The 23910-nt window shown below is 59.0% G+C and carries 22 protein-coding genes and 1 tRNA gene; 8 read left to right on the top strand and 15 right to left on the bottom strand.

The features are described 5' to 3' along the window. Nucleotides 1–27 precede the first annotated feature (27 nt). Nucleotides 28–117: transfer RNA gene (locus ACTNB2_RS04525), tRNA-Ser, on the top strand. Between the two features lie 2 nt (nt 118–119). On the opposite strand, the gene ACTNB2_RS04520 is transcribed toward ACTNB2_RS04525, so the two are convergent. Beyond that, nucleotides 120–704, bottom strand: a complete 585-nt coding sequence (locus ACTNB2_RS04520) for a TetR/AcrR family transcriptional regulator (RefSeq protein WP_427727644.1) — start codon at nt 702–704, stop codon at nt 120–122. 211 nt (nt 705–915) lie between these two features. Here ACTNB2_RS04520 and ACTNB2_RS04515 point away from each other — a divergent pair, with 211 nt between their 5' ends. Next, nucleotides 916–1467, top strand: coding sequence for a LemA family protein (locus ACTNB2_RS04515; protein WP_441041402.1), 552 nt, complete (start codon nt 916–918; stop codon nt 1465–1467). Nucleotides 1468–2016: 549 nt separating this feature from the next. Here ACTNB2_RS04515 and ACTNB2_RS04510 read toward each other — a convergent pair. Next, nucleotides 2017–3069, bottom strand: coding sequence for a branched-chain amino acid aminotransferase (locus ACTNB2_RS04510; RefSeq protein WP_427728837.1), 1053 nt, complete (start codon nt 3067–3069; stop codon nt 2017–2019). 333 nt (nt 3070–3402) lie between these two features. Between ACTNB2_RS04510 and ACTNB2_RS04505 the strand changes: the two genes are divergently transcribed. Together ACTNB2_RS04505 and ACTNB2_RS04500 are read left to right on the top strand one after the other, a co-directional pair. Beyond that, nucleotides 3403–3855, top strand: coding sequence for a helix-turn-helix domain-containing protein (locus tag ACTNB2_RS04505; RefSeq protein ID WP_138340479.1), 453 nt, complete (start codon nt 3403–3405; stop codon nt 3853–3855). A 132-nt stretch (nt 3856–3987) separates the two neighbouring features. Further along, nucleotides 3988–5631 (top strand): serine/threonine-protein kinase, encoded by a 1644-nt coding sequence (locus ACTNB2_RS04500; protein ID WP_441041401.1) that lies wholly within the window; start codon nt 3988–3990, stop codon nt 5629–5631. Nucleotides 5632–5701: 70 nt separating this feature from the next. On the opposite strand, the gene ACTNB2_RS04495 is transcribed toward ACTNB2_RS04500, so the two are convergent. Further along, nucleotides 5702–6898: an SPFH domain-containing protein gene (locus tag ACTNB2_RS04495; RefSeq protein WP_441041400.1), complete on the bottom strand. Its 1197-nt coding sequence runs from the start codon at nt 6896–6898 to the stop codon at nt 5702–5704. 12 nt (nt 6899–6910) lie between these two features. Next, entirely contained in the window at nt 6911–7534 is a 624-nt protein-coding gene (locus tag ACTNB2_RS04490) for a hypothetical protein (RefSeq protein ID WP_441041398.1), read from the bottom strand. Nucleotides 7535–7702: 168 nt separating this feature from the next. On the opposite strand from ACTNB2_RS04490, the gene ACTNB2_RS04485 reads away from it, so the two are divergent. After that, nucleotides 7703–8515, top strand: coding sequence for a DUF6591 domain-containing protein (locus ACTNB2_RS04485; protein WP_441041397.1), 813 nt, complete (start codon nt 7703–7705; stop codon nt 8513–8515). A gap of 90 nt (nt 8516–8605) precedes the next feature. Here the strand turns inward: ACTNB2_RS04485 and ACTNB2_RS04480 are convergent, their stop codons facing one another. Then, complete coding sequence (locus tag ACTNB2_RS04480) at nt 8606–9253, bottom strand: VTT domain-containing protein (protein ID WP_154517831.1); 648 nt, start codon at nt 9251–9253, stop codon at nt 8606–8608. Nucleotides 9254–9476: 223 nt separating this feature from the next. Between ACTNB2_RS04480 and cysE the strand changes: the two genes are divergently transcribed. Continuing rightward, on the top strand, nt 9477–10181 hold the full coding sequence (gene cysE, locus ACTNB2_RS04475; protein ID WP_370450655.1) for a serine O-acetyltransferase: 705 nt from the start codon (nt 9477–9479) through the stop codon (nt 10179–10181). A 108-nt stretch (nt 10182–10289) separates the two neighbouring features. Here the strand turns inward: cysE and ACTNB2_RS04470 are convergent, their stop codons facing one another. From ACTNB2_RS04470 to ACTNB2_RS04455, 4 genes are all read right to left on the bottom strand, one after another. Continuing rightward, complete coding sequence (locus ACTNB2_RS04470) at nt 10290–12305, bottom strand: ABC transporter ATP-binding protein (RefSeq protein ID WP_441041394.1); 2016 nt, start codon at nt 12303–12305, stop codon at nt 10290–10292. A gap of 1 nt (nt 12306) precedes the next feature. After that, entirely contained in the window at nt 12307–14031 is a 1725-nt protein-coding gene (locus ACTNB2_RS04465; RefSeq protein ID WP_441041466.1) for an ABC transporter ATP-binding protein, read from the bottom strand. After that, nucleotides 14031–14519, bottom strand: coding sequence for a MarR family winged helix-turn-helix transcriptional regulator (locus tag ACTNB2_RS04460; RefSeq protein WP_441041392.1), 489 nt, complete (start codon nt 14517–14519; stop codon nt 14031–14033). Before ACTNB2_RS04460 ends, ACTNB2_RS04465 begins: the two co-directional genes overlap by 1 nt. 181 nt (nt 14520–14700) lie before the next feature. Then, entirely contained in the window at nt 14701–14991 is a 291-nt protein-coding gene (locus ACTNB2_RS04455) for a CDP-alcohol phosphatidyltransferase (protein ID WP_154517819.1), read from the bottom strand. A 293-nt stretch (nt 14992–15284) separates the two neighbouring features. On the opposite strand from ACTNB2_RS04455, the gene ACTNB2_RS04450 reads away from it, so the two are divergent. Further along, complete coding sequence (locus ACTNB2_RS04450) at nt 15285–15806, top strand: nitroreductase family protein (protein WP_427794362.1); 522 nt, start codon at nt 15285–15287, stop codon at nt 15804–15806. Between the two features lie 239 nt (nt 15807–16045). On the opposite strand, the gene ACTNB2_RS04445 is transcribed toward ACTNB2_RS04450, so the two are convergent. The 3 genes from ACTNB2_RS04445 to ACTNB2_RS04435 all read right to left on the bottom strand — a co-directional run bounded on the left by ACTNB2_RS04445 (nt 16046) and on the right by ACTNB2_RS04435 (nt 19223). Beyond that, nucleotides 16046–16465, bottom strand: coding sequence for a hypothetical protein (locus ACTNB2_RS04445; protein ID WP_427794361.1), 420 nt, complete (start codon nt 16463–16465; stop codon nt 16046–16048). A gap of 239 nt (nt 16466–16704) precedes the next feature. Then, entirely contained in the window at nt 16705–17922 is a 1218-nt protein-coding gene (locus ACTNB2_RS04440) for a helix-turn-helix domain-containing protein (RefSeq protein ID WP_441041388.1), read from the bottom strand. A gap of 266 nt (nt 17923–18188) precedes the next feature. After that, complete coding sequence (locus ACTNB2_RS04435) at nt 18189–19223, bottom strand: YeiH family protein (RefSeq protein WP_441041387.1); 1035 nt, start codon at nt 19221–19223, stop codon at nt 18189–18191. A 193-nt stretch (nt 19224–19416) separates the two neighbouring features. Between ACTNB2_RS04435 and ACTNB2_RS04430 the strand changes: the two genes are divergently transcribed. Next, nucleotides 19417–20118 (top strand): GntR family transcriptional regulator, encoded by a 702-nt coding sequence (locus ACTNB2_RS04430; RefSeq protein WP_441041386.1) that lies wholly within the window; start codon nt 19417–19419, stop codon nt 20116–20118. A gap of 112 nt (nt 20119–20230) precedes the next feature. Here ACTNB2_RS04430 and glmS read toward each other — a convergent pair whose 3' ends face one another. The 3 genes from glmS to ACTNB2_RS04415 form a co-directional block, all read right to left on the bottom strand. Further along, entirely contained in the window at nt 20231–22078 is a 1848-nt protein-coding gene (glmS, locus tag ACTNB2_RS04425; RefSeq protein ID WP_441016615.1) for a glutamine--fructose-6-phosphate transaminase (isomerizing), read from the bottom strand. A 195-nt stretch (nt 22079–22273) separates the two neighbouring features. Beyond that, entirely contained in the window at nt 22274–22894 is a 621-nt protein-coding gene (locus tag ACTNB2_RS04420; RefSeq protein ID WP_441041384.1) for an amino acid ABC transporter permease, read from the bottom strand. A gap of 60 nt (nt 22895–22954) precedes the next feature. After that, on the bottom strand, nt 22955–23782 hold the full coding sequence (locus ACTNB2_RS04415) for a substrate-binding periplasmic protein (RefSeq protein ID WP_441041383.1): 828 nt from the start codon (nt 23780–23782) through the stop codon (nt 22955–22957). Nucleotides 23783–23910 lie beyond the last annotated feature (128 nt).

Below are 23910 nucleotides of genomic sequence, written 5' to 3'. Positions count from 1 at the left end.
CAAAACGATGCTATCATTACGACTCACGGAGAGATGGCAGAGCGGTTGAATGCGGCGGTCTTGAAAACCGTTGAGCGCGAGAGCGTTCCGGGGGTTCGAATCCCCCTCTCTCCGCCACCTTAGTGATTCACCGGCGTCATGGTGCGCTCAAACAGCGCATCGACCACGTCGGCCATCTCAGGTCGACGCTCAAGATCGTGGCCCGATTCCCACCAATTTGTGAACACTCGAATAATGCCACCGGCGATAAATTCCGATGTCGTCTCGAGCGAAACGGGCGCCAGGGCGTCTTCGGCAAGCGAGCTCATCACGCGCTCACGGATGGAATGCGCGATGCGGTCGCAAATCATGCCGGTCAGCATGCCCGACATGCTGCTCGCCAAAAGGTTATCCATGAGCTGCTCATGCGCCAGTACCATATTCATGGCATCGTCAAAGACCTCATGGCGAAGCGCCCGTACATCCACAAGCGGCTCCGCGTCCGCTGCGTCGGTCTGGTTTTGGGGCAAGCCCGTCATAAGCTCATCGATATAGAAGGCAAAATAATCGTTTTTATCGCGAAAATGCTTATAGAACGTCGTGCGGCGAATCAGGGCCCGGTCGCAAAGCATGGCAACCGTCAAATCCTCAAACCGATGCTCTTCCAAAAGCTCGGTAAAGGCGTCGAACAGGGCACGATAGGTTTTCTTGATGCGAAGGTCCATCCGTATCGCCATCCTCAAGGCGTAGACAGCATTCCGTAATTTGTCGCATATCTTACACCTGTACCAACCGTTCGATATTGGCGCCCCCTCCCTGGTTGAAACAAAACGCTTACCGGAAAGTTCGGCACCGCCAAAGGTTGCGGGTATACTAGATACGTTATACCAACAACGGCCGGCGCAAAACGCCGCTGCCATTCGAAACGGAGACATCATGCTTCCCGTCATCATCGGTATCGTTGTTGTCGTTGTGATCGTCTGCGCCATCGCTGGCATCTACAACAACATGGTTACCAAGCGCAATCGTATCGATAACGCCTGGCAGAACATCGACACGCAGCTGCAGCGCCGCAACGACCTGATCCCCAACCTGGTCGAGACCGTCAAGGGCTACGCCAAGCACGAGCAGGACACGCTCGCCGCCGTGATCAACGCGCGCAACACCGCCGTAAGCGCCACCACCCCCGAGGCCAAAATGGAAGCCGACAACGTGCTGACCGGTGCACTGCGCCAGCTCTTTGCCGTGGCCGAGGCCTACCCCGACCTTAAGGCGAACACCAACTTTATGCAGCTCCAGGCTACGCTCGAGGACACCGAGAACAAGGTGAGCTACGCGCGCCAGAGCTACAACGACTGCGTACTCAGCTACAACAACGCCATCCAGACGTTCCCGGCCGTTATCTTTGCCGGCATCTTCCAGTTTAAGGAGCGCCAGGGCTTCGAGGCAGTTGAAGCTGCCCGCCAGGCACCGACCGTCAAGTTCTAACAGATCCGCAGCGTATCCTTAATCGGGTATATGCATAAACCGTCCCGTCGAATGCATACTTCGGCGGGACGGTTGCTTTTTGCCCACAGGTACCCCAGAGGGCGGCGTGCAAATTTTGGAGTTTTCAGCATCCTGGAGCCCAAAGGAACAGGAACGGGCCCACAAAACCGCGTTGAAAACCCTGATTCTGAGCCCTCAGCACCTCAGGGATCACTCATTTTCTACAGGATGCGGCTCACGGCGCCTGACTTTCGCCCAAAATCCCGTATGCATGCGCACCCGGCTGCTGAAAACTCCCAAAAATGTACGCCCCGTCCCACCCCAGGCGAGCGGCAACCGGAAAACCGCGCACGCACCTCTTCCTGGTGCGCGGTTTTCCTACAGAACTGCGCGGGGTCACTAGGGCCAAGCTCCTTATGGAGCCCACACCCAGGCGCACTCCGCAGGATGAAAGAACCCCCGCCGCACGTAGTGCGCAGCGGGGGTTCTTTCATGTCCGAGGACGCGCCGGAAAGGAAGGTCGCCCTCGGGCCGAACATACAAGACAGCTTACGCGACGGTGTAAACCCAGTTGTGCTTATCCTCGACAGCACCAGACTGAATACCAGTCAGGGTCTCGCGAAGTTTCTTCATAACAGGGCCGATCTCGGTGCAGCCAGCCGGGAAGGTCACGGTCTCGTCGGCACCATAAACCTTGTTGTCAATCTCGCCGACCGGGGAGATAACAGCAGCGGTGCCGCACAGACCGCACTCGACAAAGGTGCCGGCCTTGACCTCGGCCCACTCGACGGGACGCTGATCAACGGTCATGCCCAGGTCCTGAGCGACCTGAACGAGCGAGCGACGGGTGATGGAGGGCAGGATCGAGTCGGTGTGCGACTGAGGAACAACGAGGGTGCCGTCCTCTTTCACGAACAGGACGTTGGCGCCACCGGTCTCCTCGACATAGGTGCGAGACTCGGAGTCAAGATACAGGTTCTCGGCATAGCCCTCGCGATGGGCCTCCATCGTGGGCTTAAGGGACATGGCGTAGTTCAGGCCGGCCTTGATGTTGCCGGTGCCATGCGGGGCTGCACGGTCATACTCGGAAACGCGCAGCTTAACGGGCTTAAGGCCGCCCTTAAAGTACGGACCGACCGGAGTCACGAGAATGCGGAACGTGTACTCAGGAGCAGGAGCCACGCCAATCACGTCACCAGAGCCAATCATAAACGGACGCACGTACAGGGTCGCACCGGAGCCGAAAGGCGGAACCCAGGCGGCGTTGGCAGAAACGACCTGCTTGACGGCCTCAACGAACTTGTCCTTGGGGAACGGGGGCATCTCGAGGCGCTGGGCAGAGTTATACATGCGCTCAGCGTTCATGTCGGGACGGAAGCAGACGATGCTGCCATCCTCGGCGGTGTAGGCCTTCAGGCCCTCAAAGACCTCCTGGCAGTAATGGAAGATGCCGCCGCACTCGGAGACATGCATGGTGTGGTCGGTGGTCAGGCCGCCCTCGTCCCACTCGCCATCCTTCCAATGAGCCTCGTAGCTGTAATCGGTCTTCATGTAGCCAAAGCCGAGGCTACCCCAATCGATATCCTTCTTCTCGACAGTCATATGTCGCTCCTTACATACACAGTTGCATACTCGCGAACCCGCACGCAAGGACCGAGGCCGACCGTGTCGCAACGTCGCACGCCCGGAGCGTAGAGCCGGACGGGACACGCGGGCAACATCGAAGCCGATGGCACGTCGATTCGCATGGACGAGATTGTACTCCCCGCGCGCGTCGGATAAAACGTTTTTCTTTAACTAAGTAAAGTATTTTCATTTGCTTCGGAATTCACCAGGGTAAATAGGCGTCCTCCAAGCCGCGGCGTCCGCTCGCCCCATGCGCCCCGCGACCGCCCTATCGATATACTCTAAGTCGAGACGATGATTGGAGCCCCCTTGGCTACTCAGAACAAACGCGAACACTTGACGGAAGACCTGCTCAAGCGGCTGTTGGCCAGTTCGAGCATCGACGCCTATCTGGACGAAGGCGAAACCGTCGACCAAACGCTTCCCTCGTACTTGCGCTGCCTCATCGACGAGCGCCGCATCAAGCGCTCGGACGTCGCACGCAACTCGGGCCTTAACCCGACCGTTGTGTACGACATCTTTGCCGGCAAAAGCCGCCCCGGCCGCGACCACGCCATCATGTTGGCACTCGGTATCGGCTGCACGCTTCGAGAGACGCAGCGCCTTCTGAGACTCGACAGCGTCGCCGAGCTTTGGTGCAAGGATCGCCGCGACGCCATCGTCATCTGGTGCATCGAACGCGGCATGAGCCGAGCGTGCACCGACGACGAGCTCTACCGCCTGGGTGAAAAAACGCTTCTGGGAACCAACCCGCTCAAATAGACGCCCACGTCCGCGCGAGCCCCGCAGCTCTATCGGCTCCATACGCGATTCAGTTGCCAACTGAACAAACAGAACAATCGTTGGCATATTATTTTTGGGGCATTTGCCCAGCTACCATGAAGGGAGGACGGCTTGAACGACAACCAGCTCATGCATGCCATGAGCCTTGACGACACCTATCGCGTCGAGCAGGTGCTCGCACGCGGCGAAGACGGCATTACCGAACTCGTCACGATTGACGGAGCCGGTCCCTTCGTGCGAAAGAAGATTCGACAGGAGCTTGCCCGCCGCAATGTATGGTCGGCACTCACAGAATGCAGCTCGCCCCGCCTTCCCCGCGTCGAGGCGACCTACGAACTACCCGAGCACTTTGTTGTCGTCTACGACTTTGTGCCGGGTCGGTCGCTTTCCAAAGTTATCGAAACCGATGGGCCGTTGACGCCGGAAGAGACGACATCGCTTGGCATCGAGCTTTGCGAGGCGGCCGAGGAGCTCCACAGACACGGTATCGTCCACCGTGACATTTCCCCCAACAATATCGTGGTTGCCGCAAACGGCGCACACCTCATCGACCTTGGTATTGCCCGCATGCGCGTCGAAGGGGCAAGCAAGGACACGACCTCCCTCGGAACTTGGGGGTTCGCCTCGCCCGAACAATACGGCTTTGCCCAGACCGATGCGCGAAGTGATGTCTACTCCATCGGACGCGTTCTTGGCTTTGCGCTTACGGGTGTCCGGCCCGATGACGAGGCTTACGAGCAGATTCTTAAGAAGAATCTTGATAATGCACCCGCGACGCTCGTCCATGCCATCACGCGCGCCTGCTCATTTGAGCCAAGCGCGCGATTTCAGTCTGCAGCAGAGATGGCAGGGGCGCTCGCCGGCTCGTCTCGAACGGGAAACGACAGGGCATCTTCTGGCACAGATGGGCAGGTCGACCATGCCCAAATGGCGGCGGGTACGCATGCGCCTAAGCGCAATCCAGGCAAAAGCAGGACGCGGACCTTTGGCGGCCTGTTGCTAAAACTGACACTCGTCACCGCAATGCTTGCCGGGCTGATGGCAGTCGGCGCGATTGCCATCTCGACGTTCCACGCCGGCCGAGAAAGCAGCAACGGGCCCACGTCCTCATCGCAAGCCGGCCAGTCTGGCGGCGTTTCGACATCCAAAAAAGCAAATACGGCAAGCAATGCCAACCGTTTATCCGCCGAGCTCTCGATCGCGGAATCAGGCTGGTCGGTTGATGGGCACGGGTACGTCCACTTTGGCGTCGGCCTTAAAAACTCCGACGGCCCTGCCGCTATCGCATTTCCCACCATTAAGATCTACGGATACGATGCGGACGACAACCTGATCTTTACGGATGAGAAAATCTACAGCGCCATCGAGCCCGGCCAAACCGTCTACTTTGGCGATCAGACGGGAAACGGCACCGCTCCCGCGCGCGTTGAGTTCGAGGCAGTCACACCCAGCGGCGTTACACTTGCCACCGCCACCGAAGCACCGGTGTACGAAATTTTCGATAGCACCGAATCCGCTGGGGCAGACGGCATGCAGTCATTCTTGGCAAAGCTCAAACTCCAAAGCGCTCCGAGCGGCTTTGATAAGACCCAAGTGTTCCTATCGGCTATCCTGCGCGATAAGCAGGGCAACATCGTTGCCGGCTATAACAACTTTGCCGACTGCCCCGCCGTCGGTTCCACGACCCCCGTTTCGGTCGACGTCCACAATCCGCCCACGCACGCAAGCTGCGATATTTACGCAGCCCAGTGGTAGAACCGGAGGGCACCGCGAATAATTCCGCAGCACAAAGAAGGACCGGCATCGCGCCGGCCCTTCCATACTTCTACAGCCCTAGAATCTCACGCTTCTTGGCATCAAACTCCTCTTGCGTCAAAATCCCGGCATCGAGAAGCTCTTTGAATTTCTTAACGGCCTCTATTTGATCCTCAAGCGTCCGCGCGGACTCGGCACCACCCCCTGGCACCCCCTTGGGCTCCGTCGTATCCGGCGTACAGACCGCGCCCGCGCCGCCTTCTACAGAAGCGTTACGGGGGTTGAGCATTCCCGCCAGCCCCATGCCGAGCACCATGCCGCCCGCGGCGCCAAACCCGTTCTCGCGTACGCCCTCGGCAATCATCTGCTGAGCCGCCACATCGGCTGCCTGCTTAGAAACCCCCTCGTAAGCGCTAACATCCAGCTTCTTTTTCGCATAGCTCTTGATAAGCTCGCGCGACTCATCGGAGAATTCAATGTTTTCGATGGCGACTTGCACAAGCTTGATGCCAAAGCGATCTTGCCACGACCCCGCGTTATCGCCCTCGTCCAGGATCATATGGCGAATTTCGTTGACGTGTGACGGCAGCTGCGAAATTCGGACCTCGGACGACAAGGCATTCGTGGCCACGATGAGCGAAGCCAGAAACTCTGCAATCAGCATGCTCCGTGCGCGCGGGTCGTCAAACGAATAGCTATAGACGTTCGCAGGAAGAAAATTCCTGATAAAACGCTCGGCATCCACTACCTGCAGCGACAGCTGACCATACGCGAAGACCTCAAGATCCGCGCCGTAAAACAAGTCGTTATACGCAAGCGGTCCACGCGTGCCAAACCTGATGCCGCGGATTTCGCGCAGATTGACAAACGCCACACGCTTCTGCGACGGTGACATACCCGCATAGCCGACACGACGCGCCGCCTGTCCGAGGACCATTTTGAGGACGCCCTGCTCCTCACGGTCGTGGTCATCAAAAAGCGACGCTTCGCCGTCGCGATACTCAAAACCGCCCGGTTCCGTTATAACTTGCTCGATGCCCGCCTGACTAAAAATAAACGCCGCGGTGTTCTCGGGAACAAAAATGAGCGAGCCGTTGGACAGAACGTCACTCGATCCGTAGTTTCCGCCACGCCCGTTTTGCCCAACCTTACGCACCCCCGGAGCGACAACAACGTGCTCGTCAAAATGACTGGCAGTGACAATATCTTTCCATTGATCGGTAAGGACGCCGCCAAGCGAGTCAATCGCAACATTTACAATACCCACGATTACCTCACCCTACAGCACAAACTTGGTATCGCAGTACGAACAAACAACGCCTTGGCCTTTGCGTCCCGCGACGGGCGCATGGCATCCGGGACACTTTGCTGTCACCTTTGCGGCCATGTTCTCGGCATGAGGCTTTTGCACCTTCAGAGAAGCACCCAAGGCACTGCCAATGGAGTCGCCAACTGCCCCGACAACGCCCACGGCACCGTCTACAAAATCTGCAATCTCTGCCGCAGTGCCCGAGGGAAGCTCCGAGGTATCAATAGCATCGATGTTGCCCGCCGCCGCGCGGCGCACGCTTTCGGCCCAACGGTCGGCCAGGCGCTTGCTGCCTTCGGTAAAGCTCACCGTAACGGTCTCCTCCGAAAATGCGACTCGCAGCACCGGCGTACTATTCACACGCGCTGCGATAGCCTGGGGAACATCTGCCGAACACAGAATCGAATCGAGCGGGCAGCGCTTGAGATAGCGTCGAGTTTTAAACAGCCCCTCGCAGACCGTTGCGACCAAGATTAGATTCATATTTGTAAGAACGATCTCATCGAGAGCCTCGCTACCAGAGCCAACGCCCAAGCGCACATTCGAGGTCTGCATGATGATGAGTTCGCCGGGTGCCAGATTGTACTCGTCCACGCCGCCATCCCCCGTCCAACGTTTTCCTCCCATCCTAAACACCGGGCAAATAATTTCATCAGCTGCCAACTGAATTTCTCACCAGATTCAGTTGGCAGCTGATGAAATCCCCGCAGCCCACAGCCACAATTCGAAGCAGTGTCATCCATATCGAGGGAAGGAACAACTATGGATTGGGAAGCTTCGGGCAGCAGGGATAATGGCGTCCCCCAAACGGTGTCGACGCCTGACGGCAAGCCGCCCAAAGGTAAGAAAAAATGGCCGATCGTTCTGGCAGTGCTCGTTATCCTGATTATCGCGGCACGCATCAGCTCCTGTGTGGGCGGCTGCAGTTCTTCGGGCCCCTCAAAAACCGTCGAAACATTCACCTGGCCCAGCAGCGGTCTCGCGACCGAATTGCCCAAGCCCAAGACAAACAAGGGTGAGATATACGAGAACAGCTCCGAATCTTTCTCGGCAACGCTGAAAGAGGTCTCACAAGCAGACTACGATAGCTACGTCGAAGCTTGCAAAGAAGCTGGCTATACCGATTTCTCGGGCGAAGGCACCGATGATTTTGAGGCAACGGCACCCAGCGGAGCAAAACTGACCTTGTCCTACTACAGTAGCCAAAAGTCCCTCGACATCGAACTCGAGAAGCCGCAGGACAACAGCGAACAGGCAGACGCGGCCGACGACACCGATGCGGTAGCCACTGAGTCACAGGCCGAATCCGCCCCAGCCACATCCTCGTCCGATTTCCGTGCCATGATGGACGGCTACGAGCAGTTTATGAACAGCTACGTCGAGTTCATGAAAAAGTACGAGAATTCAGACGACACCGCATCGATGCTTGCCGACTACGGATCGATGATGCAGCAGTACAGCGAGTGGTCACAGAAATTTGACAGCGTCGACGAGAGCTCGCTTTCCGCCGAGGACCAGGCCTATTACCTTGAGGTCCAAGGGCGTGTGCTGCAGAAGTTGAGCGAGGTCCAATAGCCTCGCACTCAACGCCACATATCGTTCCCACAACAAAAAAGACCCGTCATCCAAGTGGCGGGTCTTTTTGCACCAATCGGTTTTAGACGCCTACGCGTTCTGTTTGCCCAGCTTGGCCTTAACCAGGCCGACTACAGTCGGGATGATCGACACGGCTACGATGCCAATGATCAGCAACTCAAAGTGCTCCTGCACAAAGGGGATGCCACCAAAGAAGTAGCCCAGCAGTGTAAAGACCGTCGACCAGGTAATGCCGCCCAGCACGTTGTAGATGACAAAGTTGCGCCAGTGCATGCCGCCCATGCCGGCAATGAAGGGCACAAAGGTGCGGATAAACGGGAAGAAGCGGCCGAGGAAGATGGCCAGGTGACCCCACTTGTCCAAGAAGTCCTCGGACTTTTTGATACGCTCGGGCGTCATGGCCTTGACCTTGCCCGAAGCGATGATCTTTTTGCCAAAGAAGTGACCGATCATAAAGTTGCACTGGTCTCCCAGGATGGCAGCGGCCCATGCTACGGCCAGCAGGGCCACGATGTTAAAGCCACCGTTATGGGCAAAGAAGCCCGAAGCAAACAGCAGTGAATCGCCGGGAAGGAACGGGAAGAACACCACGCCTGTCTCAACGAAGATAATGAGGAACACGCAGCCGTAGGCCATAAGCGGGCCGGCGGCGATCCAGCTGGCAATCGCGGTGCGCGGGTCTTTGAGTAGCTCGGCGATAAAATTGATGAAACCCATGAAGTAAAACCTCTCAGTTGTGGGCGCGGATACGTCCAAGTTGACCAGTATACGGTTGCGGTGCCCCCTCGTGCGCAACCCCACAAAAGCATGACTCCATTACCAGCAAGTTTGCATAACTGACACCTGTCATGCAAAGCCGCCAAGATTATTCTTCCTAATCCCTAGCGAATCGCTATACTTTATTGAATCGCATTGCCATGGCGCTAAGGGAGGGCGGCCGGTGAGCTTTATCAATACCATTCGCGAGGACATCAAGACCGTCCAGACGCAGGACCCCGCCGCGCAAAACGGTCTGGTCATCTTCCTTTCCTATCCTGGCCTGCACGCCAAGTGGAACCACGTGCCCGAGCACTGGCTGTGGGAGCACGGTCATCGCTCGCTCGCCCGTGTGCTCTCGCAAATCACCCGCCACATCACCGGGGTCGAGATTCATCCCGCTGCACAGATCGGCAAGCATTTCTTTATCGACCACGCCATGGGCGTCGTCATCGGCGAAACCACCATCGTGGGCGACAACTGCGTGCTCTACCAGGGCGTCACGCTTGGCGGCACCGGCAACGAAACCGGCAAGCGCCACCCCACCCTGGGCAACAACGTCACCGTGGGCACGGGCGCCAAGGTGCTCGGCAACATTCGCATCGGCAACAACGTCAAAATCGGCGGCAACTCGGTTGTCGTCAAGGACGTGCCCGACAACTGCACCGTCGTGGGCGTACCGGGACGCATCATCAAGCGCAACGGCTGCCGCGTGTTCGAGGAGAGCTTCGACGCCAAGCAGCACCGCGAGTACATGCCTGACGATGCCGCCGAGCAGTCCGCCCTCAACCGTCAGGGCATCACCGAGAACGCCCGCCGCGTCAAAGAACTCGAGCAAGAGGTAGCCGAGCTCAAAGCCCTCGTTGCCAAACTTGTGGACGAACGCTAGACGCGGACGGCCAATGACAACATTCATGCCAGCGCAAAGGCGCGCCAGGGAATCTATCCCCGGCGCGCCTTATTTCCGATGCGACAAGGGGGCCGTCCCCATGTCACATTATGCGAACTGGCTCAGATAGAGGTCGGCGTAGGCGCCCTCGGCAGCCAGCAACTCCTTATGCGTGCCCTGCTCGATAATGTTGCCGTGATCCATGACCAAGATCAGGTCGGCGTCCACGATCGTCGACAGGCGATGCGCGATCACAAAACTCGTGCGCCCGCGCATAAGCGCATCCATAGCACGGCCGATGGCGAGCTCGGTGCGCGTGTCCACGCTCGACGTCGCCTCGTCCAGGATGAGAATCGCCGGGTTGTTGAGCAGCACGCGTGCGATGGTCAGCAGTTGACGCTGCCCTTGGCTAATGCTCTCGGCATCGTTGGCCACCCGCGTGTCATAACCCTGCGGCATGGTGCGCACAAAGAAGTCGACCTGCGCGGCGCGCGCAGCCGCCACGATCTCGTCGCGCGTCGCCTCGGGACAGCCGTAGGCGATGTTTTCGGCAATCGTGCCGTCAAACAGCCAGGCGTCCTGCAGCACCATGCCAAACTGCTGTCGCAGCTCACCGCGGTCCATACAGCTCGTGTCCACGCCGTCGAGCGTAATGCGGCCGCCATCGATCTCGTAAAAACGCATGAGCAGGTTGATGAGCGTGGTCTTGCCTGCGCCCGTGGTTCCCACCACCGCAATCTTCTGGCCCGGCTCGGCGATAAACGACACGTCGCGCATAAGCGGCTTGTCGGGCGAATAACCAAAACGCACGTGCTCAAAGGAGACGCGGCCCTCAATGCGACCCGGCAGCCTGGCGGCCTCCCCCGGCAGCGGATCGGCTTCCATCTCGGGCTCATCGAGCAGGTCGAACACGCGCTCCGCACTCGCCAGCGCGCTCTGCAGCGAGTTGAAAGTGAACGACAGCTGCGTCATGGGTTCGGACGCCCCGTAGATAAACTGGAAGAACGCCTGGAACACGCCGACGGTCATGTGGCCGGCGACCAGCATGCTGCAGCCCACCAGCGCGATCACGATCTGCGCCAAACGGCCGATAAAGCGAACCGCAGGGCCTACGGCATTGATCATAAAGTCGGCCTTGGTACTCACGCGCGCTAGCTCCCTCGAGGCCTCGTGCACCTCGGCAGAGCTCTGATGCTCGCGGTTGAATGCGCGAATCACCAAACGGCCTGAATAGCCTTCCTCGACCGCGCTCGTGATTTTGGACACCCACTCCTGACGCTCGCCCGTCACATCATGCGTTCGGCGCGAAACCACCTTGGTCACCAGCAAGGATACCGCCGTAAAGCCCAAAAAGACCAACGTGAGCTTGACGCTATAGACAAACATCATGATGATGGCACCCGTCACGGTACCGATCGATACCAGCAGCTGCAGCAATCCGCGCTGCATACTCTCGGACATCTTGTCCAAGTCGTTGGTCGCACGGCTGACCACTTCACCGGGGCGATGCGCGTCAAAGTAGGCGAGCGGCAGGCGGCTGAGCTTCTGCGCGATGCGGTTGCGCAGACGCAAGTTGAGTCGCTCGGCGACGCTCGACATCAAAAAACTCTGCAGCGCATAGAACGATCCGGCGGCCGTCCAGATCAAAAAGTAGACAAAGATGGTCTTACCGCACTGGTCCCAGGTGATGCTGAAGGTCGTTCCGCTGGCAAACGCCACCTGTATATGGCCCCACAGCTCGTCGATAACATGGGCGCTATATGCCGGCGCGGCGGTGTTAAAGATGACGTAGAACACAATGCTCGCGAATACAATATAGAAGCGCCAATGGTCGCCGGCGGCCTCGCTCCACAAGCGGCGCACCGTCGCCCAGGTATCCCGGGGCGTCTCGTCCTCTTCTTCGTCGTCCACGTCGCGCATACGCTCTGCCTCGGCACGGGCGCGCTCGTCCTCGGCGCGCTCGTTTTCCTCGTACAGCGCCTGGCGACGAGCCTCGCGCTCGGCCGCGGCCCTGGCGGCGGCATCCAGCTCGGTCGACGCGGCAGACTGCTCGACCGCTTCCTCGGCCGCGTCCACAACGACGGCATCGATAGCGTCGCTGCGCTTCTTGAGCTCCTCGGTCATGCTACTCACCTCCCTTCATCTGCGATTCCGCGATGGCGCGGTACACCTCGCAGGTTTCCATAAGTTCCTCGTGCGCGCCCAGGCCCACGACCTCGCCATCCTTGAGCACGACAATCTGGTCGGCATGCAAAATCGTCGAGATGCGCTGCGCGATGATGAGCACCGCGGCGTTGCGCGTCTCGTCCTGCAGCGCATGGCGCAAGGCCGCATCGGTCTTAAAGTCCAGGGCCGAAAAGCTGTCATCGAAGATATACAGATCGGCATGCTTCATGAGCGCACGGGCGATTGCCAGACGCTGGCGCTGGCCGCCCGAAAAGTTCGTACCGCCCTGGGCAACCGGAGTATCGAGCCCCTGCGGCTGATCGAGCACAAAGGTGCTCTGGGCAACCTGCAGCGCATGAAGCATGTCCGCCTCGGTCGCGTCCTCGTTGCCAAAGCGCAGATTGCTTGCCACGGTGCCCGAGAACAGCCACGCCTTCTGCGGCACATAGGCGATGCGCCCGCGAATCTCATCTTGCGAAAGCTCGCGCAGATCGATGCCGTCCAGGCGAATGGCGCCCTTGGTGGCATCGTGGAAGCGCAGCAGAAGCTTTGCCACCGTCGACTTGCCCGAGCCCGTCGAGCCCACAATCGCGGTCGTCTGACCGCGACGACAGGCAAAGCTCAGGTCGCACAGGGTATCCTCGTCGGCGTCGTCAAAGCGAAACGACATGTGGTCGAACACGGCAACAGCATCCGCATCGTCCTCGGAGGCAGGCGTCCCGTCACCCAGCGTACGCTCGCCGTCCACGATGCTCGGCTCAATCTCCAACACCTGCTGCGCACGGTTCAGGCACGCGGCAGCACGCGGAAGCGTCAGCACCACCATCTGGGCCATCATCACAAAGAACAGGATCAGAATTGCATACTCCAGCACCGCCGAGATACTCGCAATCTGCATGGCGTGGGCGCCCACCCGGTTACCGCCCACCCACAGCACCGCCACCTCGGCGATGTTCATCAAAAAGAAGCTGGAGCTGTCAAGGCCCACAAACAGGTGGTTGACCTTTATGGCGTTGGCGGCGTAGTCGCTAAACACCTCGTCCAGGCGCTGTTCCTCACGACGCTCCTTGTTAAACGCACGGATGACGCGCACGCCCACGATGTTCTCGCGCAGCACCACGTTCATGCGGTCGATAAAACCCTGCAATCGCATAAAAATCGGTGCCGCATTGGCAACCGTAAAGACCGCCGCAACCAGCACGATCGCAACCACGACGCCCAGAAGCACGCCCATAGCCGGATCGATAAACCAGGCGAAGATGATGCCCGCCACAGCCAAGAACGGCACGGGCAGCACCAGCTGAATCGTCTGAAGGACAGCCTGTTGAATCACGTTGATGTCGTTGAGTGAGCGCGTGATCATCGATCCGGTGCCAAAGCGCTCAAAATCGCTGGCAGACAGCTCGAGTGATTTGTCGTAGACGGCATTGCGGATGTCGCAGGCCACGTTAGCCGCCAGACGCGCCGAAAGATAGCAGCCCAGCACCGTGCCGCCGCTAGCCATGCTCGTCGCGATAAACATGTATAGGCCGTTGCATAAGATGTAGTCGACATCGCCCGTGGTAATGCCGGTGTTGACCATGTTCGCCAGCATCGTGGGAACCAACAGCGTACCGACGTTATCCACCAGCAGCGCCAGCAGCGTCACTGCGACAAGCCCTCGATAGGGCTTCAAAAACCTCATTAACAGTCGCACGACTCACCCTCACCTTGATTCTCGGCAGCGATATGCTGCTTAAAGACATCGCACTCATCGCCGAGCGCATGGGAAAATTTTTCGATTAGGCGCATGATTTCGCGCTGTTCCCAGGGCTCGAGCACTTCGAAAGCCTGTTGCTCGGCTTCTTGCGCCGGCAGCGCATATTGCTCGGCAAACCGCATGCCCGCTTCGGTCAAACGCACAACCTTGTTCTTACGGCTGCCTTCGGCAAACTCCAACGTTGCGAAGCCCCGCGCCGTCAAGGTTTTAATTGCCGAGTTGATGGTCTGCTTGCTGTAGAACCATTCGCTTGTCAGACGGCTTACGGCAATACTGCCGCCTGCCGTGCTGGTATCGACGAGCATCCAGTAAGCGCAGTCCGAAAGGCCGCAGGCGCGCGAGAACTCCGAATAGATATGGTCGAGTCTATTGAGCAACCGGTCGAAGTCGACCGGCGTAACCGCACTATTCATCTATCCCACCATTCGATTGTCCGATTTTTGACCAATTTCGTGTCTCTAGATTAGTCCGAGCTTTGACTATCGTCAACAGGTTCTCCGCAAATGCCTGCACTTTTATGACCTATCGGCAGAAAAAGACCGCCGGCGCGGGGGCGGCGCCAGCGGTCACGTGAAATTCGGGTTTCATTGCCTGTTAAGCGGCGACAGCCTCGTAGACCGTAGCGCCCGAGAAGCTATCGTGCAGGCTTTTGCCGCAAATCCAAGGCAGCTCGACGACCTCGCAGAGCGTGTTGACCAGCTCGGAGCAGTCAGTAAAGTGGCCCTTATCGTTGAGGGCCTCGCAATCCTGAACACGCCAATAGCCATCGGTGTGCGTGATGTAGTACTCGTGATCGTCAATCGTCACAAAAGCGCGTGTCTTGGAACGCAGCAGCTTCAGAAATCCTTCGAAATCGGTCTCGACGACATCTCCAGCCTGGAACATGATAGTTACCTCCTGGCCCGGCGCCACCACGGCGCGTTGATAAACGTTGGTACTCCTTTAGTAAAACCTTTATCAGAGGTTATGCGTTCGTCATTTAGGCAAGTGGTAAAAACCGCAGGGCAGACGGGATAAAACGTTTAACCATCCCATTGGCTTGTCACATTTTGAAGGTACTTTTATGCAAACCTACTTACCCAATTGGAATCTCTCCTGTTGCCGGGCACTTGACCGTCTATCGTTTGAGCCCGACGGGTATGAACGGGGCATCTGCAACTCCACCGCAAGGAGACACCATGGAGACTATCGAAGCGCTCATTCACCGCCGCAGCTGCCGCAAATACAGCGATCGTCCCGTCGAGGCCAAAAAGCTTGCACGTATTATCGAAGCCGGCCAATATGCACCGAGCGGCATGGGCCGCCAGCCGGTGACGTTTGTCGCCGTCACCGACCCCGCGACCGTCGAGCGTCTCTCACAGCTCAACGCCCAGGTCATGGGCAGTAACAGCGACCCCTTCTATGGCGCCAAGACCGTTGTGGTGGTGCTGGTTGACCGCAGCGTGCCCACACATCTGGAAGACGGCTCGCTCGCCATGGGCAACTTGCTCAACGCCGCCTATGCACTGGGTGTCGATTCGTGCTGGATTCATCGCGCGCATGAGGTCTTTGACTCGCCCGAGGGCCTGGAGCTGCTGGCCAGCTGGGGCCTGCCCGCCGACGGCAGCCTGCGCGGTGTCGGTAACTGCATTCTGGGCTATGCCGAGGACACGCTACCCGAGGCAAAGCCGCGCCGCGACAACGTGGTGTACGTTAGGTAATTTGTTCCGCCGTTCTACCGAACGGCGGACCTGCTGACGCTGCGCGGGCCGCATTCACGCCAATTTGACGTTCATTTTCGAGGGCGCGACCAGAAGGTCAGCGCCATCTCATTTCACGTCACCTTGGCGCAAATGCGGCCCGCTCGCTGTTGGCGACTGACATCGAATGAGCTGCTGCTGGCATTCGACACTCGGGCAGCTAAAAGGCCCCGTCCCAAATTTGCTACCCCACTAGCAACTTATCTTGCCGATGGATTTGTCGTCGTTTCATTCGTTCGAGTCGCTTCGGCGCCATCGCCCTGCTCGCCTTCATCCTTTTGAGCATCGGCAATGGTGGCAGCGGCTGCGACCATGCCGCGCTGGGGCGCGACGCCCGTCTGGGTCTGAACGCCCTCGACAACTTCTGTGCCTGCATGCGCGAGCTCGGGCGACTTAAACATTGCGTCCAGATTGGCCCCGCCGCCGGCGTAACCGAGCGCCGCGAGCGCGATGACAATCACCGCGACAACGACCGCGATCGGAACATAGCGATGCCAGCCTGCGGGATTGAGGCCGCTACGGCGAGCAGCGCCACGGCTAATGTAGCCGAGCGTTCCATCGTGCTTGAGCTTTGACCCCACCACACGCTTACGGCCCCACAGCGATGATTCGGCCTGCATGGCCAAGCGAGCGCTTGCCGAAGGATAACCATATTTAGTGCGTTTGAACGAGCCGTCGAACCCCGAGGCGCTTTTGCCCCACGTCCGTGAAGTCGTGCGACGGTTGACCGGCGCCGCGGGCTTTCGAACCCGATTTGTTTTTGAAGTCTCCGCCATACTCCCCGCACGCCGTAACACAGTCGAAACAATACTGCTTTGGACTGTATCACACGCGCCGCGCGCGGTCACGGGCGCCTCGCTTAACGGTCGTCGTCCTTCAGCAGGCGCCACAGGGTCGTACGGCTTATGCCTAGCACTTCGGCAGCTCGGGTCCTGTTGCCGTGAAGGTGACCTACGACCAGCCGCGCGATATCGCGCTCGGTATCGGCCAGTGGGCGCAAGATATACAGATCGCTATCGAGCGTCGGGGCACCAAAGGTCGCGGTCTTGATAACGTCCTCCTGAGCGAGCACCTCCTCCGCCACCGCCCGCTCGGCTGTACCCGTCCTCACTAATATATAAAGTCGTTCCGAAACCTCACGAAGCTGTAGATAGTTACGGGGCCATCGATAGGCATCGAGTGTCTTTGCCGCCCCGGACGACAAGGCGGGTGTTGCCGTCTCAAACATATCTGCCAGATACTCCAGATAGCGCGCAACCTTTTCCGACGCGCCGCCCTGCTCGGCAATCGCCGGCGCCACACTCACTGCACAGGCCAGACGCTCGGTTACAAAAGCAGCCTGATCGCTTTCGCCGCCGCCTGGCATGTCGTTTGCCGTCAACACCACATGGCAACGAGTTGCGAGCGCCGTGTCGATCATTGCGGACACGAGCTCGCGCAGGCGTTGGGGGCCAACGGCATGCCAGCCGCCCATGCAAAGTGTCAGCCCCGTTTGGAATAGCGGCGATTCGGAACTTTTGAGCAGATGGCGCCAACCGCGATCCGTAAGCTCATCGAGCGCAACGGACACAAAGGGCTGATCGGCATAGGGTCCATCCAGGTACAGGCGTTTTGCAATCTGATCCTGTCCCGCGCCCAGCTCGCCCTCGAGCATAAGGGGCACTCCGCGCGCATAGCTCTCCCGTACGGGGGCAGCGACCGCTGCCGCATCTTCGACGATGCCGTACGCGCTCGATTCGTAGCGGGCCTCAACTTCGTCGGCGTTGAGCCACTCGATGCCCGCATGCGCCGCGGCGGCGCGCACCTCGCGGACCACGATGACCCAAAGGCCCCCGCCCTCTTTGTCGGTGGGGCGAACGGTCAGGCTCAGGCGCGTACCCGCACGCACCATAACCAGACGCGCGCCGTCTCCTATGCGGTCGAGGCGCTCAGCGACAAAAGCCGCCACATCCCGCTCAAGCGCCGCGTCATTCATGGTCGAGATCGCGACGTCCCCACGCGCATCGATTGCCAATGCCGAGGCCCCGGCAGCAGCTAGGGCATCGGTCAAGATGTTCAGCTTGGCATCGCTATCCATGATTTGCCCCTGTCCGCTGCGACGTACAACCGCCGACGGTCGCACGACCGAGTGTTTCAAAATTGAACGATATTGCTCACCAAACACTATAGGGCAGAAAGCGCCATCCTGCGAGTATAGGTGTTGCCCCGCATCGCCATCCTGGCGGGGCGATAAGAGCTCTTCGGGATCTATTAACCTGCGGACAAGCCATACCCGCAAGAGCTCCTATCGCTCCACCGCGAGGATGCGGCCACCGGCAACCAGCACGTAAATGGGCTACTTCTCTACCAGATTCCCAGCACGTGCTGCATTCCCAAACCCATGCACGCAATGCCAATCCAGCAGCAAAAGCCCAATGCGATGGGCTTGCCGCCTTTTTTGACCAGCTCGACGATATCGGTATTAAAGCCAATAGCCGCCATGGCCATCACGATAAAGAACTTCGACAGCTCCTTGATGGGCGCCGTAACGGAAGCGGGAAGCTGAAACACTGTGGTGACCACACTCGCCAGCACAAAGAACAGCACAAACATGGGAAACGCGCGCTTAAGGGAGAACGTGCTTTTGGCGTCGCCGCCGGCCTTGCGCGCCAGATGCATCTGCCAGCATGCGAGGACCAACGTGATGGGAATAATAGCCAGCGTCCTGGTGAGCTTGACTACCGTAGCGCTCTCGAGCACATTGGCGCCAGGATGCATACTGTCCCAGGCGCTCGCCGCAGCCGTTACAGACGAGGTGTCGTTGATAGCGGTACCGGCAAACAGGCCAAAGCCCTCGTTGGTCAGCCCAAGCATGCCTCCAAGCGTTGGAAACACGAGCGCCGCGATAACGTTAAACAGGAAGATGACCGAAATAGCCTGGGCAATCTCGCGATCGTCGGCATCGATGACAGGCGCGGTCGCGGCGATGGCGGAACCGCCGCAAATCGACGAACCCACACCCACAAGCGTCGCGATCTTGCCCGGCACGTTCATAACGCGGCAGAGCACAAAGGCGATGATGAGCGAGGTCAAGATCGTAGCCACGATAATCGGCAACGACTGGGCGCCTTTGGACAGAATCTGCGAGAGGTTCATGCCAAAGCCAAGCAGGATAACCGCGTACTGCAAGACTTTTTTAGACGTAAAGGTGACGCCGGCGGCGAGCTGTTCTCGACGATTCTTGGGAAAGGCGAGCGCCAGAACCATACCAAAGAGGATGGCAAATACCGGCCCACCGACCACCTCAATCTGTTTGCCGAGCAACGACGCAGGGATGGCGATGATCAGGCAGAACAAGACGCCCTTCCAGCGCTCGCGTACGATATTTACCAGTTGCATACGGGATTCCTTCTTTCTATTTCACGTTTGCGACGGCTTATGATACGGCAACATTGAGCACAGCCATACGCAAAAACAGACTAAAATGCCGCAATAGTTCTCGGGCAACAACCGAATTACCCAGCGCGGAGAGCTGATTCGCGGCATAATTAACAACTGACATATGAGTGTGATAGAACAGTTGCGAGGCACTATGGAAGAATCGATGCACGTCGGCGAGCAGGAAACGAGCCTACAGGACCAGTCCTACCACACCATTCGACGCAAAATAGTTTACCTGGACTACAAGCCGGGCGAAAAGTTGGGCGTCAAGCAGCTTTGTGACGACCTAGATATGGGGCGCACCCCTGTGCGCGAGGCACTGGTGCGTCTGGCGCAAGAGGGCCTAGTGCGCACCGTGCCCCAAAGCGGCACCTATGTCTCGCCCATCAACCTCACCCTTGCCGAGAGTGCCTGCTACATTCGCGAACACCTGGAAAAGCAGGTGATTGTGGAGTGCTGCGCCCGTGCCACCTCGGTAGGCGTCGAGCAGCTCGACCGAGCCATCGCGCTGCAGGAAAAAGCCATGGCCGAAGAGGACCGCATCGGCTTCTTTTTAAGCGACAACCTCATGCACCGCATGATCTTTAGCATCGCGTGCCGCAGCACCGTGTGGTCGTGGCTCGAGGCGACCAATGCCGACCTGGAGCGCTTCCGCTGGCTGCGCGCCGCTACGCAGGCGCTCGACAATCAGGAGATTGTTAACGAGCACAAGCAAATCCGCCGCGCCATCGCCGGTCGCGATCCTATCGAGGCAAGCTTTTTGGTCAGCAAGCACCTGCATATGATGTTCCGCAACCAGACCGAGGTCCTGGACCAATATCCCGAGTACTTCGAGACCAGCAAGCTCCGCTAACCTGCCAAAAAGGGACAGGTTTATTTTGGCAGGTTTTATCTGGGCAAATGCAACAAGGCCCGGCTCCGCTGCAACGAAGCCGGGCCTTAGTTGTTAGGACGTAGGAACTCGATTACTCTACTGTGACACTCTTGGCCAGGTTGCGGGGCTGGTCAACGTCGCAACCGCGCAGGATGGCAACCTCGCGGGCGAGCAGCTGCAGCGGAACGCTCGCCGTGATGGGGCTGAATACGTCACGGACGGACGGCACGCGAATGACGCAGTCGGCGATCTTGTTGATTTCCTCGTCGCCCTCGGTAGCAACGACGATGACCTTGGCGCCGCGCGCCTTGCACTCCATGAGGTTCGACACCGTCTTGTCGTATGTTGCGCTCTTGGTTGCAACCGCGATAACGGGGAAACCCGGGTCGATCAGCGCGATAGGGCCGTGCTTCATCTCGCCGGCAGCATATGCCTCGGCATGCAGGTAGCTGACCTCCTTGAGCTTGAGCGCGCCCTCGTAGGAAATGGCGGCGCCCATGCCGCGACCCACGAACAGTGCAGACTGCGCGTCCTTGCAGACAAGCGCGGCCTCGTGCACGGCCTCGGTCTGCGTATCCAGGATCCACTGGATCTGCTCGGCCGTATCGGAAAGCTCGCGGAACAGCATGCGCGCCTGCTTGGTGGTCAGACGGTACTTAACCTGCGCCAGCAGCAGGGCCAAAAGCGTAAGGCTCACGACCTGACCGATGAAGCTCTTGGTCGAGGCAACTGCAATCTCCTTGTTGGCCTTGGTGTAGATAACGCCGTCGCTCTCGCGCGCCACCGGGCTGCCCAGCACGTTGGTGATGCCAAAGACCTTGGCACCCTTGATGCGTGCATCGCGAATGGCGGCAAGGGTGTCGGCCGTCTCGCCCGACTGGGACACGGCCACGACAAGCGTCGTCGGCGTGATGATGGGGTTGCGATAGCGGAACTCGCTTGCCGCCTCGACCTCGGTAGGAATACGAGCCCAACCCTCAATAAGGTTCTTGGCGATAAGTCCGGCATGGTAGCTGGTGCCGCAGGCAATCACATACACGCGGTCGATATCGTTGAGCTCCTCGAGCGAAAGGCCCAGCTCGTCGATATCGAGCTCACCGGCGGGGGTCATGCGGCCCACCAGGGTATCACGCACGACGCGAGGCTGCTCATGGATCTCCTTAAGCATAAAGTCGGGATAACCGCCCTTTTCGGCCATATCCAGGTCCCAGTCGATATGGGTAAGCTTGGGCTCAATCACGTTGCCAGCCTCGTCGGTATACTCGACGCCTGCGGGCGTAAGCTTGGCAAACTGACCGTCTTCGAGCACCACGACATCGCGGGTGGCATCGATAAGCGCGATCACGTCGGAGGCAACGTAGGAGCCGGTTTCGCCGACACCGACCACAATCGGGGAGTCCTTGCGGGCCACGGCGATCACGCCGGGCTCATCGGCAGAAACGGCGGCCAAACCATAGGCGCCCACCACGTGGGTGCAGGCCTCGCGCACAGAAGCCATCAGGTCGTGTGTCTCGGCATAGGCCTCTTCGATCAAGTGCGCAAAGACCTCGGTGTCGGTCTCGCTCTTAAAGTGATGGCCGCGGCCCTCCAGCTCCTCACGCAGCTCGGCGAAGTTCTCGATGATGCCGTTGTGGACGATGGCGATGCGACCGTCGCAGCTGGTGTGGGGATGGGCGTTGACAACGGAGGGCTTGCCGTGGGTAGCCCAGCGGGTGTGGCCGATGCCGCAGGTGGCGTCGCTGTCGACATTGGTAAGTTCGCTCTCCAGGCCCGCGACCTTGCCCACGCGGCGAATGACGTCGAGGTGAGCCGCCGTGCCCTCGCCCACCTCGAGCGCGACGCCCGAGGAGTCATAGCCGCGATATTCCATACGCTTAAGGCCCGTGACAAGGATGTTCTTTGCAATATCAGAGCCGGTGTAGCCGACAATTCCGCACATAGGATAAATCCCTTCGCTCGCGTGACTGCAAAACGTCCACGCACAAGGGGCGCTGAGACGTATAACGTTCGAGTATTGTACTCACGCAAGCGCAAGCTGATATACCAGAAGTGGTATCTCAACTTAGATACCACCCGATGCACACACCCCACCACCGCAAAGGGGACAGGCACCTTTGCGGTGATGGGCACTCCCCTAGGGACGCAGACGGCGTTCGAGCCGATTGCCCAGGGCCGTGAGCGCCATGACAATAACGTAGTAGACCACGGCCACCACTAAAAACGGTTCAAAGGATCGATAGGTGAGCGCCTGCACGCTCTGGGCGGCGCACATCATATCCATCAGGCCGATGGTTGCCACCAGCGAGGAGCTCTTGAGGACCGTGATCACTTCGTTGACCAGGGCGGGGGCAATCGAGCGCATCGCCTGCGGAACAACGATCTTGCGCATCGTGGGGGCATAGCGAAGCCCGATGGCCCGAGCGGCATCGTACCGCCCCCGGTCAACGTCCTCGATACCACCGCGTACCGTCTCGGACACCGTCGCTGAGCCGTTGAGCCCCAGCGTAATGGCACCGGCGGCAAACATCGAAATATTAAAGCCCGTGAGCTGCGGCGTCGCAAAGTACGCCAAAAAGAGCAGCACGATGAGCGGCACGCCGCGAAAGATAGAGGTGTAGAAGTTGAGCACCGCGCGCAACGGGCGACAGGGCAAAACCTTGAGCACGGCAATGAAAAAGCCCAAGGCGAGCGCTATGACCAGCGCGGCGGTCGTCACCTGACAGCTCACGACCAGGCCGCTCGTAAACATTGGCATATATGGTTCTAGCAGTTCAAACTTCATCAGCATGCCCTTGGCGCGCGCCTCACCGGCTCGCTATTTTCCGGCAACCGTCGACGTGCCGGAAGCGGAATAGTCGCCGTTCCACATAAAGTCGGCGCCCACATACTGCTTGATGCAGTCATCGATGGTGCCGTCCTCGAGCATCTCGCCGATGCACTCGTCAAGCGCCGCGACAAATCCGGCACCCTTCTTGGCCATCAGGCGGTACACGCCCACATGATCGCTCGTCTCGGAGCGATCGAGCAGGCCCAGCACCAGTCCCTCGTTCGCATCGCGCATGGACTGGCCCTCGGCGCCGTCGCACAGGTAGGCATCGATGCGCCCGGCGAGCGCCTCTTGCAGGCACTGGTCGCCACCGTCGTACGTGTGAATATCGGCATCGGGCATGACCTTGGCGATGAACTTGTTCTGCACGGTACCGGTGGTGCAGGAGATAGACTTGCCGGCGAGGTCCTCAACGCGCTTGACGGGATCACCGCCGAGTGTGAGAACGCCCACGAGCGGCTGATAGTAACCGCGTGTGAAGTCGTAGGTCTGCTCGCGCTCTTCGTTGGAGCTCATCGCCATGGTAAAGACCTTGTCATCGCCCTGCACCGATGCAAGCGTGGCGGCAAAGTCCTGCGGCTCAAAGTCATAAGAAAAGCCCAAGCGCGAGGCCATCTCGTCGGCAATGGCGATATCCAGGCCGACAACCTTCTGCTTGCCGTCCGACTGCGTCTCCAGATAACGATAGGGTGCAAAGGCGTCGTCGCCCACAAAGGTGAGCTTGGCACCCTTGATATCATCGCCCGCAACCGCGGCAGAACCAGCGGCAGAGCCCTTGTCAGCGCCACTGTCAGCGCAACCGCTCGTCGCAACCATTGCAGCGCCGGCGATCAAGCCCAAGAAATCACGACGAGAAACAGAGCGAGTCTTACCAAGCCTTTCAATCTACGATCAAAACGGCTTCTATTGTAGACACTCCACTGTTTAACGCGCAGCCCAGCCGC

It is taken from the genome of Collinsella sp. HCP28S3_G2, from assembly GCF_052065125.1.
GTDB lineage: Bacteria > Actinomycetota > Coriobacteriia > Coriobacteriales > Coriobacteriaceae > Collinsella.
This window is presented reverse-complemented; position numbering and strand designations above follow the sequence as displayed.

Excerpts from the sequence above, each read along its gene's own strand:
- ACTNB2_RS04520 (WP_427727644.1), bottom strand. The coding sequence starts at position 704 with ATGGACCTTCGCATCAAGAAAACCTATCGTGCCCTGTTCGACGCCTTT.
- ACTNB2_RS04515 (WP_441041402.1), top strand. The coding sequence starts at position 916 with ATGCTTCCCGTCATCATCGGTATCGTTGTTGTCGTTGTGATCGTCTGC.
- ACTNB2_RS04510 (WP_427728837.1), bottom strand. The coding sequence starts at position 3,069 with ATGACTGTCGAGAAGAAGGATATCGATTGGGGTAGCCTCGGCTTTGGC.
- ACTNB2_RS04485 (WP_441041397.1), top strand. The coding sequence starts at position 7,703 with ATGGATTGGGAAGCTTCGGGCAGCAGGGATAATGGCGTCCCCCAAACG.
- ACTNB2_RS04480 (WP_154517831.1), bottom strand. The coding sequence starts at position 9,253 with ATGGGTTTCATCAATTTTATCGCCGAGCTACTCAAAGACCCGCGCACC.
- ACTNB2_RS04470 (WP_441041394.1), bottom strand. The coding sequence starts at position 12,305 with ATGACCGAGGAGCTCAAGAAGCGCAGCGACGCTATCGATGCCGTCGTT.
- ACTNB2_RS04465 (WP_441041466.1), bottom strand. The coding sequence starts at position 14,031 with ATGAGGTTTTTGAAGCCCTATCGAGGGCTTGTCGCAGTGACGCTGCTG.
- ACTNB2_RS04460 (WP_441041392.1), bottom strand. The coding sequence starts at position 14,519 with ATGAATAGTGCGGTTACGCCGGTCGACTTCGACCGGTTGCTCAATAGA.
- ACTNB2_RS04455 (WP_154517819.1), bottom strand. The coding sequence starts at position 14,991 with ATGTTCCAGGCTGGAGATGTCGTCGAGACCGATTTCGAAGGATTTCTG.
- ACTNB2_RS04450 (WP_427794362.1), top strand. The coding sequence starts at position 15,285 with ATGGAGACTATCGAAGCGCTCATTCACCGCCGCAGCTGCCGCAAATAC.
- ACTNB2_RS04445 (WP_427794361.1), bottom strand. The coding sequence starts at position 16,465 with ATGCAGGCCGAATCATCGCTGTGGGGCCGTAAGCGTGTGGTGGGGTCA.
- ACTNB2_RS04440 (WP_441041388.1), bottom strand. The coding sequence starts at position 17,922 with ATGGATAGCGATGCCAAGCTGAACATCTTGACCGATGCCCTAGCTGCT.
- ACTNB2_RS04435 (WP_441041387.1), bottom strand. The coding sequence starts at position 19,223 with ATGCAACTGGTAAATATCGTACGCGAGCGCTGGAAGGGCGTCTTGTTC.
- ACTNB2_RS04430 (WP_441041386.1), top strand. The coding sequence starts at position 19,417 with ATGGAAGAATCGATGCACGTCGGCGAGCAGGAAACGAGCCTACAGGAC.
- glmS (WP_441016615.1), bottom strand. The coding sequence starts at position 22,078 with ATGTGCGGAATTGTCGGCTACACCGGCTCTGATATTGCAAAGAACATC.
- ACTNB2_RS04420 (WP_441041384.1), bottom strand. The coding sequence starts at position 22,894 with ATGCCAATGTTTACGAGCGGCCTGGTCGTGAGCTGTCAGGTGACGACC.
- ACTNB2_RS04415 (WP_441041383.1), bottom strand. The coding sequence starts at position 23,782 with ATGGTTGCGACGAGCGGTTGCGCTGACAGTGGCGCTGACAAGGGCTCT.